We start from the raw sequence: 17,029 nt of genomic DNA on the forward strand, positions 1-17,029 counted from the left end.
ATCGCTCATGCTGCGCGGCGGCGGTGCGCCTTGGACAGACGGCCCGCTCGGCCCCGAGATCTGTCATAGCGAAGTCCTCGCGGTACTCGGCGATCAATCCGCTGAGCCGGTATCGCCCCTTCCGATCACAACGAGAACAGGCGATGTTGATGTGGCTCGCGCGGGCTGCCACCGCGCCGAGCGAAACGCTTCCATTCCGTCATGACTGAACCTGTGTATGGGCATCTGCCGGCGCCGGTTCGACGAAGATCGTTGACACGGCGTGCGACTGGGTAAAGCCGATCACTGCCAGCGCGGCCGAGACGCTCGAGACAAAGCGCCAAGTCTTGGCGCACTATCTGGCGGTCGCGAAAAACTGTCCCTCAAATAAGGGGGGCGGGTCTCAGGAGCAGTCATCTGCGTCAGGTTCCGCATGCGGGTCATTGGCGGCATGACCAAACTTTATTTGGGCCGCCACCTTCAACAGCGCATGCGAGCTACAGATCGGACATTGAGGGGATGCGACCGCTTCGCCAGAAAGGAAAAACGATGATCCGCACGATATGCAGTATTGGATCGCTCCGATCCCATCGCTTTCCATAGATGCTCTCGCGCGCGGTCCGCGCCCTGCGTGTGAAAAGAAGCCGGCTCCGTCACCGGTGCCGGCAAACTTGGCTTACCGAGGATAGCCAAGACCTGTGAGGGCGGAGATTACTATCCAAGACCTTACGTAACGCTTAAGTCTAGCATTTGTCTATCCCGTGAGAAGAATCTTAACTGTCGGAAAGGGTGTTGCAATGCGGCAAAAAAAAGCCCGGTGGTTAGCCGGGCTATGAGGGGTTGAATGCAACCAGACGCCATGCAAGCGTCCTTCTGAAGTATGGACGCTGCTGCCACCAACGCAATCTCAACGGTGAAATTCTGCGTTTCGATTCTGTGAACGCCGGCGCGCCTTGGGAGGCGGTCCCTGCACTGGCCGGCGTCTACTTGCTCATTCTGCGCCAGGCGTCTTGAGCTTGCCGTATATCCTGTGCCTGCTTGGCTTCTCGTTCGAAAGCCCGAGAGGATTGCTCCAAGGCTCGTAGACTTTGCTGGAGACAGTAGAGCACCGTTCGCGACGCCTCTGTCGACTGGCCACTCTTTATCTGGCACGCGAGGCGCTCGCATTGCGCATCGATCATGCGATGACAGTCAATGATCCGCCTTGATATGTTGTCCACGGGACCCCGTCGATGAATTATCGAGACGTAGATTGCCACATGTCGTGAGAGAAAGCGCGGACCGCTTTTGCACGGGCGGTTACATTGCCTCAGAACGTGCTGGAATGGCGCTCCATGACCGCGTGCGATCCTGGCTCTGGCCGCTTCGGCGCGTCGTCGATCGTCCCGATACGTTCGATTTCCAGCAGGACCAGTCGCTCGGCTTTCCGGAAAGGCGAGTGCTTGTCGCGCAAATCGTCCAGGCCTAGGTGACGGAGCTTCCTGTCGTGTTCGGCCAATAACGCCCGCACTTCGTCGAGGCGAATGCGCGCGTGCTGCACTTCCCGGATCAGGCGTCGCAGATCTTCGATCTCGGGCCGCCGCTTCAACCATAGTTGCCGAAGCTCGTCGAGGGTGGGCGGGTTCGGCGCCAGCGGCTTCACGACACTTCGGCGCGCTCGATCCAGTCGGGCTGCTCGTACTCGTCGTCGTGCTCGTTGACCACGCAGTCACAGTCGCCGCACATCCACCGGTTCGGCGCGTCGCCGACCGCCGGCTGGAACTCGTCGCGCCCGAGCCGCCTTGCGCAGAGCGGGCACCACATCGACGTCGCTGCCATTGTTGCCACCTTCCGAAACACTGTATGGATGCACAGTATATCCGGTAATCGAAGGCTACTTCGCTGGGGCTCCACCGTTAAAAACGATGTTGCAAGTTGTTGATTAATCAAGCGGAAATACGCTGTTTTGCGTGCTTTTGTGACGCCTCCAAATCGGGCTAAATCCCTTACCCAGCAAGGATTTGAGCCGTTTTCAGCAATCTATGGTGCTGGAATATGCGAGGAACGAGCATTTTCCGGTGCGCGGCCTCGGCACGTTCGCCGGGTCGGGCGGTTCCTGGCTGGGCGCCGAGGCCCATCAGCACGGACTGCTCAACCACGTCTTCTTTCCCGCCAATCGCGGCGGCGGCAACGGCCGCGTGTTCGGCCTTCTGCACGTCGGATCCGATGCGCCCTCGCCGCAAGGCGAGGAGCGGATCTGGCAGGGTCAACGCGAACTGCGCGGCCTGGCTGAGGAACTGCTCGACTGGCCGTCGATCCGTTTCAGCCGCACGGCGACCTTGCAGTACGGGCTCAGCGACTCCGAGCGCATCATCCTCGAGTGGATCCGGCGCGGCGGCGACGCGCGCCATGCCGCCGCCGATCTTTCCGTGACGCAGCGGCAGGTCTATCGGCTGTACAAATCGATCAAGAAGAAGCTTGGACTCGACGACATCCGCGCCTGCGCCCGCATGGCCGCCGACGTGGGCCTGCTCGGACGGTTCCGCTGAGCGGGCATGCTTCAGCCCGCGCGTCTTCCCTTGCGCGCGCGCGGTACGCCTTCGGGCTCGCCCCAGATGAGCGAGGGCATGCCCTTGAGCGCCGCATCGACGCGCTCGCACCACGCGCGCCGCAAGTTGCGCGGATAGTCGTGATGCTGGTCCAGCGAGGTGAACCGGTCCACGCGATAGGTGTCGCGCTCGTAAGCCAGCAGATCGAGCGGATAGGCCACCGAGAGATTCGCGCGCAGGGTTGCATCCATCGAGAGCAACGCGCACTTGGCGGCTTCGTCGAGGGACAGCGCGCGCCGCGTGAACGCCCAGTCGAGCAGCGGACGGCCATGGCGCGACTCGCCGATCTGCAGATACGGCATCGCGGCCGACGCGCACACCGTGTTGCCGCTCGGATAGATCATGAAGAGCTGCGGGTCGGGTGGTGCGGCGGGCTCGCCGGCGGCGGGTGAACGGGCGGGCGGCGTCGCGGCATGCGTGCGGATCTGGCCGCCGAGAATGAAGCTGCAGTTGAAGTCGAGCTCGAACGCCTCCAGTGCCGACGTCTCGCGCCGATGCACGGCGCGCACGGCATCGGCGACCATGCCGGCAGCCGCGCGCAGCGTCGGCGCCGTCAACAGGGACGTGCTGCCGTTGTCGCAGGCGTCCTTCAGCAGGTCGACGACCGCCTGGGTCTGCGCCAGACTGCCCGCGCCGAGCAGCACCAGCACGCGCTCGCCGGGCGTTTCGAACACGGTCATCTTGCGCGCCTCGGCGACCTCCTCGACGCCCGCGCTGACGCGCGTGTCCGAGAGAAACACGAGGCCGTCGTCCACGCTGATCGCCACACAGTAGGTCATGAAATCTCCTTGAGGACGTTCACTGGCGATCGCCGCGCGTGCGGAACTCGAGGTAACGCAGCAGCGAGCCCACGGTGTGCATCAGTTCCGGCGTGAGCCGCGCGGGCGGCAACGCCTGCTCGGCCTGCCAGCCGCCGCCGGCGGCCAGGGCGCGGGCGAGTTCGATCCAGCGCGACAGTTCCGCCGGGACACCACGTACGTCCGCCGTCGCCTCGATGTTCCGCGAGGACGGCGAAGGCGAAGGCGACGCGGGCGCCTCGCCCTCATACGGATGCAGTGCGCCGAAGTGGCTGTCGTAGTGCATCGCGCCGTCGTCCAGGCTGGCTGTGCGCGAGTACTCGGACTTGCGCCCGCCCGAGCGCTCGGCGAACAGCGGCGCGCCGAACTCCGACAGACCGGGCATACCCATCGGATCGTCCGGGCCGCTGAGCAGCGTGCGGTTCACGCCGTCCTGCTGCGCGAACAGCAGCAGCGGGTCGGAAGGCAGATCCAGCAGGTCCGGCAGGGCCGTGCCGGTCAGGCTGGTCAGCGTGCTGTCCTTGGCCGTGGCATCGGTTTCCGCGGCGGGCGCAGCCGGCGCGAGATTCCAGTTGGCCGGGGCGGCGTCGCTGGCGAGCAGCGTGTACGGGCCCACCGCGATGCGATCGCCCGGCGCGATGCCCGCCCGTTCGCCCGCCGCGAGCGGCCGGTCGTTCAGCGCCACGCTCGCAGCGGGCCCCAGGTTCTCGATATGCCAGCCGTCGTCGTGATGCAGCACCGCGTGCCGCTCGATGACCCGCGAGGCTTCGTCGGGCAGGATCAGCAGGTTGCCGTCCGCCCGGCCGATGCCCGCGCCGTCGGCATCGCAGGTCGCGCTCAGGCGGGACGTCAGGATCTTGTTGTCGTACGCAATGGCGGTCAGTCTGAGAGGTCGCATGAGGGACTCGCTATCAGTGGTGCTGTGGTGCAAGGCGTTCACGACGGACATGCGAAGGCCTTCATCTGCGGCAGGAAGAACGGGTCGTATGCGCTGTTGCTGCGAATCGTCATCGACAGCTTGTGACCGTCCACCGTGAAGGTGGCGACAAAGCCGTCCGCGTTGCCGTTGGTCACGATGCTCGCCTGATCGAACAGGTGTTGCAGCGCCCACGGACCCTGCGCGCGGATGCCCGACGCGCCCGACGGCGTCACCACCTGCAGGCTGACCACTTCGCTGCGCGATCCGGGCCACTGCATGTTGACGGGGATCTGAGGGCCATGCGCGTAACGCATGCTCTGCCCGCCGACGTCGAGCACGAACTCCGTGATCGCGGGATCGAGGTCGAGCGGCGTGATCGAAAAGCCATACGACATCGAAGCCGCGTTGCCCGCGAAGAACACGTTGCGGATGATCGACGCATTGCGGAACGACGCCGCGAAGCCGCCGCCCGGATCGGAGTTGAACGACGCCGTGTCCGCGCTCGTCGTCATGCCGTGCGTCAGGTTCTTCTGATAGAAGTCGTCCATCAGTCCGCCTGGCGAGAACATCCGCGAAAAGTCGCTGCTCGCCACGTCATGGTTCGAATTGCGCGCGAACGGATAGCGTCCCGCGATGGTCTGCGCGCACACCGCGCCCACGCTGGAGTAGGCGCTCTTGCGCAGGTCGCGCTTCATCATGCCGTTGACCTGCGCCTCGCCGGTCTTTGAGACGTCGTTGACGATCCCCTGCATCTGCGACGGCATGCGTCCGGCCTCGGCCTTCAGCCGGTTGAACACATCGGTCTGGGGCGGCGGGTTGTTGCTGTCCACCGCGCCGTTCACCGACACCAGATACTGATACAGCCCGTCGATGGTCTTCAGCACGTCGTCGATCGGCGCCGGGCCCTTGTCGTTCACGTCGCCGGTGAGCACCAGATGCCTGAGCGACGCGAAATGATCGTCGACGATGCTTTCGGGCCGCTCGCCGGAACTCCTGCCCGTGGGCGACGATTCGTCGCCGAACATCTGCGCCAGCGACCTGCGCGCCTCGCCGATGCGCTCGGCAATGCGTCCGGTATCGCGCCGGACCTGCGCGCCGTGGCCGTCCAGCAGATCGGTCTGGCGGGCCACTGCCGTGAAGAACAGCTTGAGCGGCGAGTCGCGCGAGGACAGCGTGCGGGCAATCTGCATGCTCTGCACCAGCGACTGGCTCGGCACGACCTTGATGTCGCCGAGATAGTCGTCCCAGGTCTGGATGAAGTCGCCGAAGTACTGGCGCTTGACCGCGTCGATCAACTGGCGGCGCGAATCGCCGCTCTCCTGGCCGGCGGCGTCGGTGGGCACGCCGAGCACCCAGTGATCCTCGCGGCGCATCTGCTCGACCGCATCGTCGATGTCCTTGTTGATGTGCTCCCAGTAGCCGCTCGCGGTGAACAGCGCGGGCACGCCTTCGGTGATGGGCCGGCCGCTCTTGCGGGTCAGCACGAGGCTCGCTTCCGGACCGCCGGCGGAGGCGATCGAAATGGCCGGCGCCTTGATGGCGTCCATCTCCTTGCGGCGCAGGTAGTGGTAGGTGCGCTGCGCGAACGGCATTTGCAGCAGGCGGCTGCGCACGGTGCTCACGAGCGTGTTGTCGACCGGGAACGGCGAGGCGAGCGGTCCAAGTGCGACGAGATCCGCGAGCTGGCCGTCGATCAGCGAACGCGCCTCCTTCGTCGTGTTGCCCGGCAGCGCGCGGTTGACGTTCAGCTGCAGCCAGGCGGCGAGGAATTCGGGATCCCAGGTCTTCTGGTCGTAGAGCATCAGATAGGCTTTCAGCGCGTCGTAGGTGAATTCCAGGTCGGCGGGCGGCGCGCCCGCGAGGATGTCGTGGATGCGCACCGAGACCACCGGCAGCAGCTTCTCCCGCAAGGTCTTCCGATAGAGATCGCCGGTTGCATCGACGATCTTGTCGCCCTGGTACAGCCCCATGCGGTGACTCAGCGTCGAAGGATTCTCGACGTCGATGGCCGGACTCTCCGGCAACGCACGTTCCATTTCGAGCAGCGGCGCGAGCGCGGTGACATCGCCGGGGGGCACTTCCAGTGGCGCGCCGCTGTAGTGATCGAGATCGGCCGTGTGCCCGGCGACATCGCGCAGGAAGGTCCGGTTGGACAGATAACTGTTGGTCCAGAGCGCGGCCAGCACGGTCAGCGCCAGGCCGGTGGCGAGCAGCGCCCCGCCGTGCATCAGCATGCGCCTGACGGTCTGCGCGCGGTTCCGGCCGGCCCACGCGCTTTCCTCCAGCAACACGTCCGGCAGCAGCCGCGCGAGGAACGTGCTGCCGTGGCGCGGCGCCAGCGCCGGCATGGCCTGATCCGCCGCCAGCCCCAGCCGTTCGCGCCGTTCGCCGAGCACCAGGTCGAGCGGCTTGCCGCCTTGCTGCGCGCTGGTGAAGTAGACGCCGCGTACCGCGAGATTCGTTTCGTATTTCGAGTGACGCGACAGTTCCCCATACCACAACGCAAGCCGTGGCCTGAGCGCGGCGAACTGCTGCGGAAACAGATAGATGTCCTGGCGCCTGCGCACGTCGGGTTCGCGGGCGAGGGTATCGGCGAGGCCATCGTTCAGGCGGTCGACCAGCGCCGCGAGTCCGCTTTCGAAGGCGACGTCCGGCGCCGCGCCCGGATCGGCGGGACGCGTCCAGCCCCACACCTGCGCGCGCGCTTCGTTCGTCAAGGCGTCGAAGGTTTCGGCGAAGCCCGCGAGACGGTCCATCTTGGTCACGACCAGATACACCGGCAACACGATCCCGGCTTCTTCCTGCATGCGCTGGAGACGCGCGCGATGCCGGGCGATCAGCTCCAGACAGTGACGTTCGTCCGCGTGCATCAGGTCGTCCACGGGCAGCGCGAGGATCACACCATTGACCGGCTGATCCGCGCGATGCCGCCGCAGCAGACGCATCAGCGGGAAACGCTCGGCGGCGCCGTCGGCGGGCGCGAGGAAGCTGCCCGGCACGTCCACCAGCACGCAGCGGTTGCCGAACCACCACGAGCAGTCTTCGAGCGGCGAAGCCGGCCCGGACGACTTCGGCTGCGCCAGCCCGGCCTCACGGATGAACGAGGTCTTGCCCGCGCCGTCCGCACCGAGCAGCGCGTACCAGGGCAGCGCGTAGACGTAATGGCCGGTGAGCCGGTCGAGCCAGCCGCGCCACGGCTTGCCGCGCTCGTGCGTGCCGCGCCTGAGCACGGTGAGGGCATCGCGCAGCCGCTTTTCGGTCTCGCCGAGCGGCACGCGCCGTTGCCGCACCACTTCGGCGCGTTCGACCCAGCGCGTGCGCGTGCGTCCGCAGGCCCGCGCGAGGGCGACGATCCAGCCGAGCCGCCAGCACAGCCAGATGGCCCAGATCAGCAGCACGGCGGCGATCAGCCACTCGCGGGCCTCGGGCGTCTCGAACGGATGCGCATTGCCGATGGCGATGAGCGAGAAGTCGTTCCAGATGAGCCAGACGACGATCAACACCAGAATCGTCACCGCCATTTCGCGGCTGAACAGCGCGTTCCTGATTCGTTGGAAAAAGCTCATTGCGCGGCTCCCTGGGGTGTGCTGTCCTGCGTGTTTCGCGGATCGCCGCCCGGTGTGTCGCCGACCTGTGAGGATGCTGCACGCATCAGCACGATCTCCACGCGGCGGTTACGCGACCGGCCGCTTGCCGTGTCGTTCGACGCGATCGGATTCGCGTCGCCGAGCCCCGCCGCCGTGATATGCCGGGTCGCCGACAAACCGTTCACCAGCAGCATCTGTTCGACGCGCCGGGCGCGCGCCAGCGAGAGCGCGTCGTTCGACGGGAATTCCTGCGTGTGCATGGGCTGGTCGTCGGTGAAGCCGTTGACGACGATGTCGCCGGGCAACTGGTTCAGCGCCCCTGCGATGCTCGCCAGCACCGGCCGGTACGCGTCCTTCTCGTTGGCCGAACCCGACGCGAACAGGCCGTCGCCGTGAATCGTCACGATGCTGCGGTCGGGCAGATCCTTGACCTCGATCAGCCCGAGGCGGCACAGGCCCTGCAGCAGGCTCGCCGCCGTCGGCGCCTTGGCGCTCGGCGCGGCGATGTCCGGCAGCCGCGCATGGCGGATCGCGGCCGCGACGACGTCGCCGCGACGATCGGCGGAACTCTTGAACGCCGTGTACATGCCGCCCGTCGCCAGCACCGCGCCGATCAGCCAGACCCACACCGGCACGCGGCCGCGCCGTCCGGTCGCGATGCGCTTGTCCGGCAGCGCATGCTGCGACAGCAGCGCGCCGTACTCGCCGCGTTGCGTGCGCAGGATCCGCAACAGCCGCTGACGGATGCCGTCGAGCTGGCTTTCTCCCTGGTCGAGCACGCGGTAACGGCCTTCGAAGCCCAGTTGCAGGCAGTAGTACTGCAACTCGATCAGGTCGAGATGCGCGCCCGGGTTCTGGCACAGCCGCGCCAGCAACTGGAAGAACTTCTCGCCGCCCCAGGTTTCGCTGTGGAAGGTGACGAGCAGGCTGTGCGTGGACCAGCGCCCTTCGCCGCCCCACCGGGTCAGCGCGATCGCCTCGTCGAGCACGGTGCAGAGGCAATAGCGCGCGCCGATGATCGTCTCGACGGGAATGCCCAGCAGCGTCGCGCGTTCCTGGAATGCATGCATCTCGCTGACGAGATAGGTGCGCAAGGCCTCGAGCTCGACAGGCCCGCCGATGCGGATCTGGATAGCCGTATCGAGCAGGCTGTTTGCGGTTGCGAGCAGCGGGGTGCCGCCGCGTGCCGGGGCTTCCGGCGACGCAACCGTATCCGGAGGCGTCAGTGCCATTGCTTCTGCCATAGCGTCTTGAAGTCGGTGAAGAGTGGATCGGGGCGGCGCGCCGGGCTAGCGGTCCTGACTGCGGATCGCCCAGCATTCCATCGAGAGTCCGGGCAGGTCGCCCGCGACATGCAGCGCGAGCCCGCCTGACTTTTCGAGCTGGCCCCACAGTTCCGAGCTGGAGTCCAGTTCGAAGTAGTGGTGATCGACGTGATAGGGAATCTGGCGCGGCGCGACCGGCAGCGCGCGCAGTCCGATACCAGGCAGTTGCAGATGCACGAGATTGTGCAGATGCTCGACCGGCCCGATCTTCACCTGCGCCGGATAGCGCGTCTGCACCGCTTCGGCGGGCAGGTCCGCGCGCACCGCGAGCACGAAGGCGGCGCGGCGCAGCAGCTCGGGCGTCGGGATGCGGGCCACCCAGACGCGTTGCGCGCGCTCCTGCAACTCGATGGCCACCGCGCTCTGTTCCATCACGCTCGACAGCGAACGCCGCAGTTCGAGCATCAGCGGGCCGAACGAGCTTTGCAGGTCGTCGTGGCGATACACCGGCCACACCACCGGGCGCCGCGTCGGGCTGGTAAAGGTGCTGAGATCGCAGGCGAGCCTGAGCCAGTCGCGAAACAGGATTTCCGGATGCTGCATGCCGGCCTGCTGCACGTGCCAGGTTTCGGATTGCGCGCGGTTCACGAGGCCGAGCAGCAGGAAGTCCGCCACTTCGCCGACGCTGCCGCGCCCGGAACGCTTGAGGCGCTGTTCGAGCAGCGCGCCGCGCTGTTCGAGCAGGCCATGCAGTTCGCGCACGAGGCCGGTCAGGACCGGATGGCGGATCGCGGACAGCATCGGCGCGATGTAGTCCGGGTCGAGCGAAACGTGGTTGTCCGGGTGGCGCTCGCGCACCCGCACCACGCCGATGCCCTGCCAGTCTGCGCCGAGTTCCGACTCGGGCATCAGGCGCAGGCGCATCTTGCCGAGCTGCACGGCCGCCGGTCCGAGCGAGACCGCGACGTTGTCCGCCAGCTCGGTGTTCTGCGCGACATAGCGTGCGAGCGAGCCCTGGCTGTCCTCGTAGATCACGTCCACGGCGCCATGCTGGCGCAGCGGCGCGGCAAGCACGATGCGCTGGTCGCGCAGCGTGGCGGGAATGTCGAGCGGCGCGGGCGCGTCCTCGCCGCTGTGGAACGAGAACGGCGTGCCGTCAGGCAACACGCCCCGCGCCGACAACAACGCGATCTTGCCGATCTTGAGCGCGCCGTGATCGAGTTCGAGATCGGCGAGACCCCAGAAGAAGGGCGACGCGCCGGCCGCGCTGCGGTGCTGCACGTAGTGCTCGACGTAGCGTTCGAGTTGCTGGAAGTGCTGGGGCCGCAGATACATGCCTTCGGACCACACGACCTTGCTGTGATCGATCCATGATTCGCGCGCCCGGATAGTGTTGTTCATGATGTCTTCAACGTTTGTCGAGCGTGACCGTCACGCTCTGACGGGTGATTTCCACGGCGATCTTTTCGGTACGGGGCGAGAACTGCCACACCTTGTAGAGGTTGGTGCTCTTCGGCGGCGCGAGCGCCACGGTCTGTTTCCACAGACGCTTGTCGATCAGCCGATACCCCGCGACGATGCCCAGTTGCGTGGCGAGCGCGCCGCCCGGGCGGCGGAGCGTCCTGGTTTCGCCCGGCTGCATGATGAGTTGCTGCGTGAAGACGAGGTCCTCGCCGAGCGCGTCCTTGGCGCGGTCCTGAAGCGTCGGGAAGCTGGCCGCTTCGAAGGCCCCGGTCGACTTGAGTTCGTAGAGGCCGACGAGAATCGGCGACGGCTTGCCGGTCACGCCGAGATTCGCGTCGTCGGCGACGTGCAGCGTGATCTCGTACGGCACGTCCATGTCGCGCTGGGTGGACGCGCATCCGCACATCGCGATGGCCGCGACGACGCAGACCGCACGGTGTGCGAATCGGTTCTTCATGGATGCTCCCGGGTCACGACGCCATGTTCAGCACTTTGGTCTGGCTGGGCGAACTGCCGGTGCCCGTGGTGTTGGCGTTGTTCTGCAAGGTGGGATCGGTCATGCGCGTGGTCGGCATGCCTTGCAGCAAGACCGTGTTCGCGCCGCGCGAATTGCGTGATGAAGCGGAGACCGAGCCCGACGCCACGCCGCCCTGCGCGCCGCCCTGATCGCCGTTGGATGCCGGGATCGTGGTGCCCATGTTGTGCGCGAAGCCGCCGCCGACCATCACGTTCGTCACGTTGGGCTGTGCGGACGCGCGCTGCGAGTTGTTGTCGTAGCCCGCCGGCGTGCCGACCGGCGGCGTCTTGTTGACCGACACCGAGTCGTTGCCGCCGCCCGCGCTTGAATTCACCATCACCATGTGGGTTCCCCTGGGTTCAACCGAGATGGATCTGTTCGCCGTCGATCTTCGACAGATGTTCGGCGCTCAGCAGCACGTTGCGGCTGTGCAGCCGCATGAGCTCCGTGCTTTCGTGATCGATCTGCGCGGCGCGCACGTGATCCACTGTTTCGCAGGTGCGAAAGCTCTGCTTGCAGACCTGCACGATGTGATCGGCCAGCGTTTCCAGCGAGCGCGTCACGCTGCGCCACGTCTGCGCGCTCGCCTGCGCCACCGTCGCGCGCAGCGACAGCGTCTGCGTATGCAGCTCGGCGCGCGCGCTATCGAGCGTCATGTGGTCGGCGTGAATGGCGCAGCGCTGTGCCGCGTCGAGTTCGATATCGCGCGCGCTCGACAGCCGCAGGCCGCCCTCGGCCTCGACGATCATCGGGCGGGCCATGCGCAGCGTTGCGGGCGCGTCGCCGGGCCGCTCGATGATGGCGATCACGAAATGCCCGTGCGTGCGTTCGCGCGTGACCAGCACGGTGTCGCCGCAAGCCGGCGCGAGCAGGCAGCTGAACGCGGGCTGGCAGGCGATCACTTCGCCGTCGAGCGCGACGCCTACGGTCGCCCCGTCGTCGTCGAGCTGCTGGACACGGCCGATGCGCGGCCACTGGGCTTCGATGTGCTGCTGGGTCAACAGGTTGGCAGGATTGCTCATTGAGTGGTTCTCCGGTTATCAGGCGGCGGGCGTCCGGCTGGCGCGCCGGGACGACCATTGTTCGGCTGCGTACAGCTCTTCGTCGGCGTCGCGGGCGCCTTCCTTGTCCGACCAGGGCCGTTCTTCCGACTCCGCGCGATGGAACAGCGTGCGCTCGAAGCTGGCGTCGTCGAAGCGGGCGTCGTGCAGCGTCGCGCCCGTGAAATCCACGGCTTCGAGACGGGCTGCGTCGAAGCGGGCCGCGCGCCCTTGCGCCTTGTGAAACTGGCTGCCGCGCAGCTGCGCGCGCGAGAAGTCGGCGTGATCGATGCGCGCCTCGCTCCAGATCGTGCCGGGCATGTCGGCGTCGCGGCACTGGATGCGCTCGGCCCGGGCGCGATAGAAGCAGGCCGAGGCTGCGCGCGCGCCGTCGAAGCGCGCGCCTGCCAGCAGCGAGCCGGGGAAACCGGTGTGCGGCAGATGCGCGTTCTCGAAGCAGACCTCGCTCATGTCGCATTCGATGAACTGGCAACGCAGCAGCGTCTGGCCGCTCAAGGCCTGGCCGCTCAGGTTGCATTCCGCGAAGATGGCGTTGTCGAACGACGCTTCGCGGAACGGCGTCTGGCGCAGGTCGACGCGATGAAAGAACACCTTGTGCAACGTGCAGGCGTTGAAACTCGCGCCCGCCACGTTGGCTTCGTCGAAGAAACTGAGCGCGAGGCGCGCATGATCGAAGACGCTGCCCGCGAGATCGCCCTTCAGGACATTCAGGCTGTCGAGTGCGGCCCGTGTGAAGCGCGCGTGCGGCGCGCGGCAATCGACAAAGCTGACGCTCTGCAGGGTCGAGGCGGACCAGTCGGCCTGCTCCATGTCGCAATTCAGGAACTGACTGCCCGTCACGCGCGCATCGGCCAGCACCGCGTGTCCGAAGCGGCAGTGATCGAACACGCAATCGGCGAACCGTGCGCCCGTCAGGTTCGCGGCGCGAAAATCCACCCGCTCGAAGACGCCGCCCGCGCAATCCATGCCTTGCAACGCAGCGCCTTCGAGCGACAACGCCCTCACCGGCATGCCGTCGCGCACCTGCTGTTCAAGGCCGAGCCGATCCATCATGCAGCCTCCGGACGCGCGCGCGGACACCAGATGACCCGCTCCTGATAGGCGTCGTCGAGACGCGTGGTGTCGTCGATCAACACGTCGCCCAGATTGGCGCGGAACAGATTGGCTTCGCGCAGATCCGCGCCGCGCAGATCGGCGGCGCGCAGCAGGGCCTCGATCAGATCGGCGCCTTGCAGGCTCGCCAGACGCAGGTCGGCACGGACCAGATAGCCGCGCTCGAAGCGGGCGTCGAGGAACGTGCAGGCTTGCAGGTCGGCGCTCGAGAAATCGCTGTTGGCAATGCGGGCGCGCGTGAAGTCGCTGCGGGCGAGATCGGCCGCGTGCAGGTTCACTTCGACCAGTTCTGCATCGGCGAAGGTGCTCGCGTGCAGCGCGCCGCACTGGAGGAAGCACGCCTTGTGCAGGCGCGCGCCGTTGAAGCACAGGCGCTGTTCGACCGGAGATTCCGTCAGGCCGAGACCGATGATGTCCGCCCCGCTGAAGTCCAGCGTCTGCGACGGACAGCGGAACAACACGAACTTGCGGATGACCGCGCGGCTGAAATCGGCCTGGCCGATCTCCTGATCCATCATGACGACGTCGCTGATGCGCGCGTCACAAAAGACGCTCGTGCCGAACCGTCCCTTGCTGAACTGCGTGCGGTCGAGCGTCGCGCCCGAGAAATCGCATTGTTCGAGATTGCCTTGTTCGATCACGCTTCGCCGCAGGCAGGCCTCGCGGAAATCGGCGGACTCGGCTTCGACGAGCGAGAGATTGGCTTCGCTCAGGTCGGCGTTGGAGAGGCGCGTGCCGCGCAACGTTGCGCGCACCAGATTGGCCTCCTTCAGACAGGCGCCGATGAAGATCGCGCCGCTCAGGTCAGCGCCTTCGAGGCTGGCGCGCGAGAGATCGACACCGGAGAGATCGAGGTCCGACAGGTCCGCTCCGGCGAGATCGGCTTCGATCAGGGATCTGCCTTGCGCAAGCGCCTGCGTCACCCAGGCGCGCCTGCTGGCCGCGTGGGCCGTCTGACCCGCGACGGGCTGCGACGGCGCGGGCCGGAAGTGCGCGGACTTCAGCTGCGTCGTGCGGCGCATGGCGAGCAGCGACGGATCGATGACCGCTCCCGGCAACTCCGGCAGCGCCGGAGGCGACGCGGGCTCGGCGGCAGCGGGCGGACGCAGGTCCGCGAGGATCTCATCGGCGCGCTTGCGCAGGTCGGCGGTTCTGCGTTCCGCGTCTTTCTCGGTCTGCTCGACGTATTCGACCAGCTGCTCGGGACGCGAGGGCATGGGCGTCGCGGGCGGAGCCGCCGGCGCGCCGAGCGCCTGCGATTCGCGCTCGAGACGGTTGAGGAACTGGCGGGCCATCGCGTTCGGTTCGCCCGGCGTCCAGGCCGAGTCGCCGCTCGCGGCAAGGTCTTCCGGGAACAGATCGCCGTCGCGCATCGCGTACAGCACGCCGCGCCGCGGATCGAGCCGGCGCGTGTGGATGTCTTCATAGTGCGCGACGGGACGCGGCTGGCCGGCGGTCTCCGCGGCCAGCATCAGGCAGGCGATATCGCTGGCATCGAAGGTGCGGATGGCCATCACGCCGTGATAGATCATCACGACCTTCTCAATGTGCGGCAGGAACCAGAGCGTCGTGAGCCGCAGCGGAATCTCGCGGCCCGGAGCGGTGTTCGTGTGCCAGGCGAAGGCGCGCATGTGCAGCGCCGGCAGCCGGCCCGCGATGCGCGCGCGCTCGGGATGCAGGTTGACGAGTTCATAGTCGCACCCGGCGGGCAGCGCGCTCAGGTCGGGGAACTGCTGGTCGGCGGGCGCGATGTTGAAGTACGCGGCATCCATGGTGCGCGGATAGCCCGGAAAATCTTCTTCGATGTAGGTATCGTCGACTTCGCCGTACAGCGCGCGACGCTGCGGCCAGGAAGAGGGCACCGGTGCGAAGCTGGCGCTGCGCACCGGTGCGTCCGATGACGTCATGAGGTCATCGATGTATTCGAGGTTCGGCAGCTTGCGTGACGAAGCTTGTGCCTGGGTCTCGGTCTCATGGCCGAGGCCGAGTGGATTCTGCGGATAGGCCGGGCCGCCATACGCCATCGTCCAGTCGAGCGGCATGCGCTCGAACGGGGCAGCCGGCCGGGGCCGGCCGTCCTGCCAGACGCGGTCGCCGGTGACACGTACCCGCTTGTTGCTCTGCGCGACCCGCAGAGCCACCTCACAGGCGTGCTGCTTGTCGCAATGCGTGCCGTAGGCCCAGGCGGTCGCCAGATACTCGGGATGCCGTTTGGGCAAGCCGAGATCCAGCGTCTGGCCGGCCAGTTCAGCACCGACCGTATTCCACAGCGTCTGCTCTCCGAGGACGCGCGGGGCGTCGCCCAGCGTTGCCATGCAGGCCACCGCAACGCCCAGCAGTTCATTGCCCTGATGACGGTAAGGGCGCGTAAGCACCGTCAGCCGGGTTGGTTTCATGATCTTCATTGCGCGTCTTCTTTCAAGGTAATGCCAGTGTCGGAACTTCATGTCGTAACCGGCGGTACGCATCGACGACCCAGTGCTCGATATCGATGAGCCAAGGGTCGAGATGGACGAGCCGGTCGCCTTGAATTCGGCCCCCTTGGTCTCGAAGGAGGAGGCCCGGGCCGCGACTTCGACGCCCCGGATGCTGACGTTGACAGCGTGAAACTGTTCACGCGTCCCGGCGATGATGTCGAGCTTGTTGCCGATGCTGAGGCGGTTCTCGACGCCAGTGATGACGTTGTTGGCGACCCCGAAGGTCAGGGAGGTCGAGTGCTTCGTTTCCTGTCATGGAACGGAAACTGAGTGTGCCGGGCTCAAATGCTTGGCTGCAGGCCATCACAATCTGGGTCATGTCGCTCTTTGATAATCGGATAGTTAGTCAAACAAACGTGTTGCGAAACTTTGTCATCCTGACGGGATTACGCACACTGCATTGTGTTATTCCCGAACGCTGTCGGCCGACTGCCTGGGTCGAGCTCTGGTGACGGAACTTTCAAAACGGTTCGCATGGTTGCTGCGATCTTCACGCCCGGCATGCGCGTATGCCCGGGATGCCGGGGGACGAACTTCTGGTCGCATCGACGCGACAAGGGTGCATCCGCAGCATCATCCAGGTGAGTTTCATGACCTTCATTGCGCGTCTTCTTTCCTGGTCGGACCGGCTTCAAAACTTGACCTCGTAACCGACGGTCTGAACCGACGATCCCGTAGTCGACACCTCTGATCCGACGGTCGAGATGGACGAGCCGGTCGACGTGACCTCGCTTCCCGTGTTTTCGACGACGGAGCCGGTATTCGACACCTCGGCTCCCTTTGCACTGACGTCGAGCGTGTGGAGTTCTTCGAGCGTCCCGCCGATGACATCGAGCTTGTTTCCGATGTTGAGGCGGTTCTCAGCGCCACCGATGACGTCGTTGACGATGCCGAGCACGAGGGACGACGACTCGCCCGCGATGAGCGTGTTTTCATTTCCGTTCACCGTCAGGTTGAATGCGTGGCCATCGAGCTGCGGGGTGAAAAAGTCCTGCAGGACGGCCGGGACCTGTTGCAGCAGTTGTCCGACCGGACCCGAAGGTGCGGTCGATTGCTGCATCTCGCTGCGGGCATGGGCTTTCTTGCCGCGCTTGCCTCGTCGTGCGGCCATCGCCTGCTGAAATTGACCGGCTGAGCCTGCGCCGGCTTGCTGCTGTAACAGACGTTGCGCGCCGGATGGCGGCGGCGAAGTCGAACTGTCGCCCGAAGCGAGCGGCAAGCCCACTTCGATGGTGTGTGAGCCGGCTGTGGTGTGCGTGGTG

At 66.2% G+C, this 17,029-nt stretch carries 15 protein-coding genes; 2 read left to right on the plus strand and 13 right to left on the minus strand.

Annotated elements, in window-relative coordinates:
- Positions 1–205 (plus strand): hypothetical protein (locus QCE64_RS35950; RefSeq protein ID WP_310009091.1); only part of this gene is annotated, 205 nt, incomplete at its 5' end.
- Positions 206–1,288: 1,083 nt separating this feature from the next.
- Here the strand turns inward: QCE64_RS35950 and QCE64_RS35955 are convergent.
- Both QCE64_RS35955 and QCE64_RS35960 read right to left on the minus strand, forming a co-directional pair.
- Positions 1,289–1,621 carry a hypothetical protein gene (locus QCE64_RS35955; protein ID WP_310009092.1) on the minus strand — a complete coding sequence of 111 codons (333 nt, stop codon included), beginning with the start codon at positions 1,619–1,621 and terminating at the stop codon, positions 1,289–1,291.
- The gene (locus tag QCE64_RS35960; RefSeq protein WP_310009094.1) at positions 1,618–1,797 is read right to left on the minus strand and encodes a hypothetical protein; all 180 of its coding nucleotides are present in this window, start codon (positions 1,795–1,797) and stop codon (positions 1,618–1,620) included. The genes QCE64_RS35955 and QCE64_RS35960 overlap by 4 nt, the downstream gene beginning before the upstream one ends.
- A 239-nt stretch (positions 1,798–2,036) precedes the next feature.
- Here QCE64_RS35960 and QCE64_RS35965 point away from each other — a divergent pair, with 239 nt between their 5' ends.
- Positions 2,037–2,507, plus strand: a complete 471-nt coding sequence (locus tag QCE64_RS35965) for a hypothetical protein (protein WP_310009096.1) — start codon at positions 2,037–2,039, stop codon at positions 2,505–2,507.
- An 11-nt stretch (positions 2,508–2,518) separates the two neighbouring features.
- On the opposite strand, the gene QCE64_RS35970 is transcribed toward QCE64_RS35965, so the two are convergent.
- From QCE64_RS35970 to QCE64_RS36020, 11 genes are all read right to left on the minus strand, one after another.
- Entirely contained in the window at positions 2,519–3,346 is an 828-nt protein-coding gene (locus QCE64_RS35970; protein WP_310009098.1) for a peptidase, read from the minus strand.
- 19 nt (positions 3,347–3,365) lie between these two features.
- A complete protein-coding gene (locus tag QCE64_RS35975; RefSeq protein WP_310009100.1) occupies positions 3,366–4,262 on the minus strand; it encodes an FHA domain-containing protein in 897 nt (298 codons plus the stop codon).
- A gap of 38 nt (positions 4,263–4,300) precedes the next feature.
- Entirely contained in the window at positions 4,301–7,849 is a 3,549-nt protein-coding gene (gene tssM, locus QCE64_RS35980) for a type VI secretion system membrane subunit TssM (RefSeq protein ID WP_310009102.1), read from the minus strand.
- Positions 7,846–9,102: a type IVB secretion system protein IcmH/DotU gene (icmH, locus tag QCE64_RS35985; protein WP_310009104.1), complete on the minus strand. Its 1,257-nt coding sequence runs from the start codon at positions 9,100–9,102 to the stop codon at positions 7,846–7,848. The genes tssM and icmH overlap by 4 nt, the downstream gene beginning before the upstream one ends.
- Positions 9,103–9,159: 57 nt before the next feature.
- A complete protein-coding gene (gene tssK / locus QCE64_RS35990; protein WP_309921916.1) occupies positions 9,160–10,536 on the minus strand; it encodes a type VI secretion system baseplate subunit TssK in 1,377 nt (458 codons plus the stop codon).
- Positions 10,537–10,543: 7 nt separating this feature from the next.
- Complete coding sequence (gene tssJ / locus QCE64_RS35995; RefSeq protein WP_309921914.1) at positions 10,544–11,056, minus strand: type VI secretion system lipoprotein TssJ; 513 nt, start codon at positions 11,054–11,056, stop codon at positions 10,544–10,546.
- A 13-nt stretch (positions 11,057–11,069) separates the two neighbouring features.
- Entirely contained in the window at positions 11,070–11,459 is a 390-nt protein-coding gene (locus QCE64_RS36000; RefSeq protein WP_309921911.1) for a PAAR-like domain-containing protein, read from the minus strand.
- 16 nt (positions 11,460–11,475) lie between these two features.
- Positions 11,476–12,138 (minus strand): DUF3540 domain-containing protein, encoded by a 663-nt coding sequence (locus QCE64_RS36005; protein ID WP_309921909.1) that lies wholly within the window; start codon positions 12,136–12,138, stop codon positions 11,476–11,478.
- An 18-nt stretch (positions 12,139–12,156) separates the two neighbouring features.
- On the minus strand, positions 12,157–13,230 hold the full coding sequence (locus QCE64_RS36010; protein ID WP_310009106.1) for a pentapeptide repeat-containing protein: 1,074 nt from the start codon (positions 13,228–13,230) through the stop codon (positions 12,157–12,159).
- On the minus strand, positions 13,227–15,695 hold the full coding sequence (locus QCE64_RS36015) for a DUF2169 domain-containing protein (protein WP_309932512.1): 2,469 nt from the start codon (positions 15,693–15,695) through the stop codon (positions 13,227–13,229). The genes QCE64_RS36010 and QCE64_RS36015 overlap by 4 nt, the downstream gene beginning before the upstream one ends.
- A gap of 703 nt (positions 15,696–16,398) precedes the next feature.
- The gene (locus tag QCE64_RS36020) at positions 16,399–16,986 is read right to left on the minus strand and encodes a hypothetical protein (RefSeq protein WP_310009109.1); all 588 of its coding nucleotides are present in this window, start codon (positions 16,984–16,986) and stop codon (positions 16,399–16,401) included.
- Positions 16,987–17,029: the final 43 nt, after the last annotated feature.

The organism is Caballeronia sp. LZ043, from assembly GCF_031451075.1.
Taxonomy (GTDB): Bacteria; Pseudomonadota; Gammaproteobacteria; order Burkholderiales; family Burkholderiaceae; genus Caballeronia.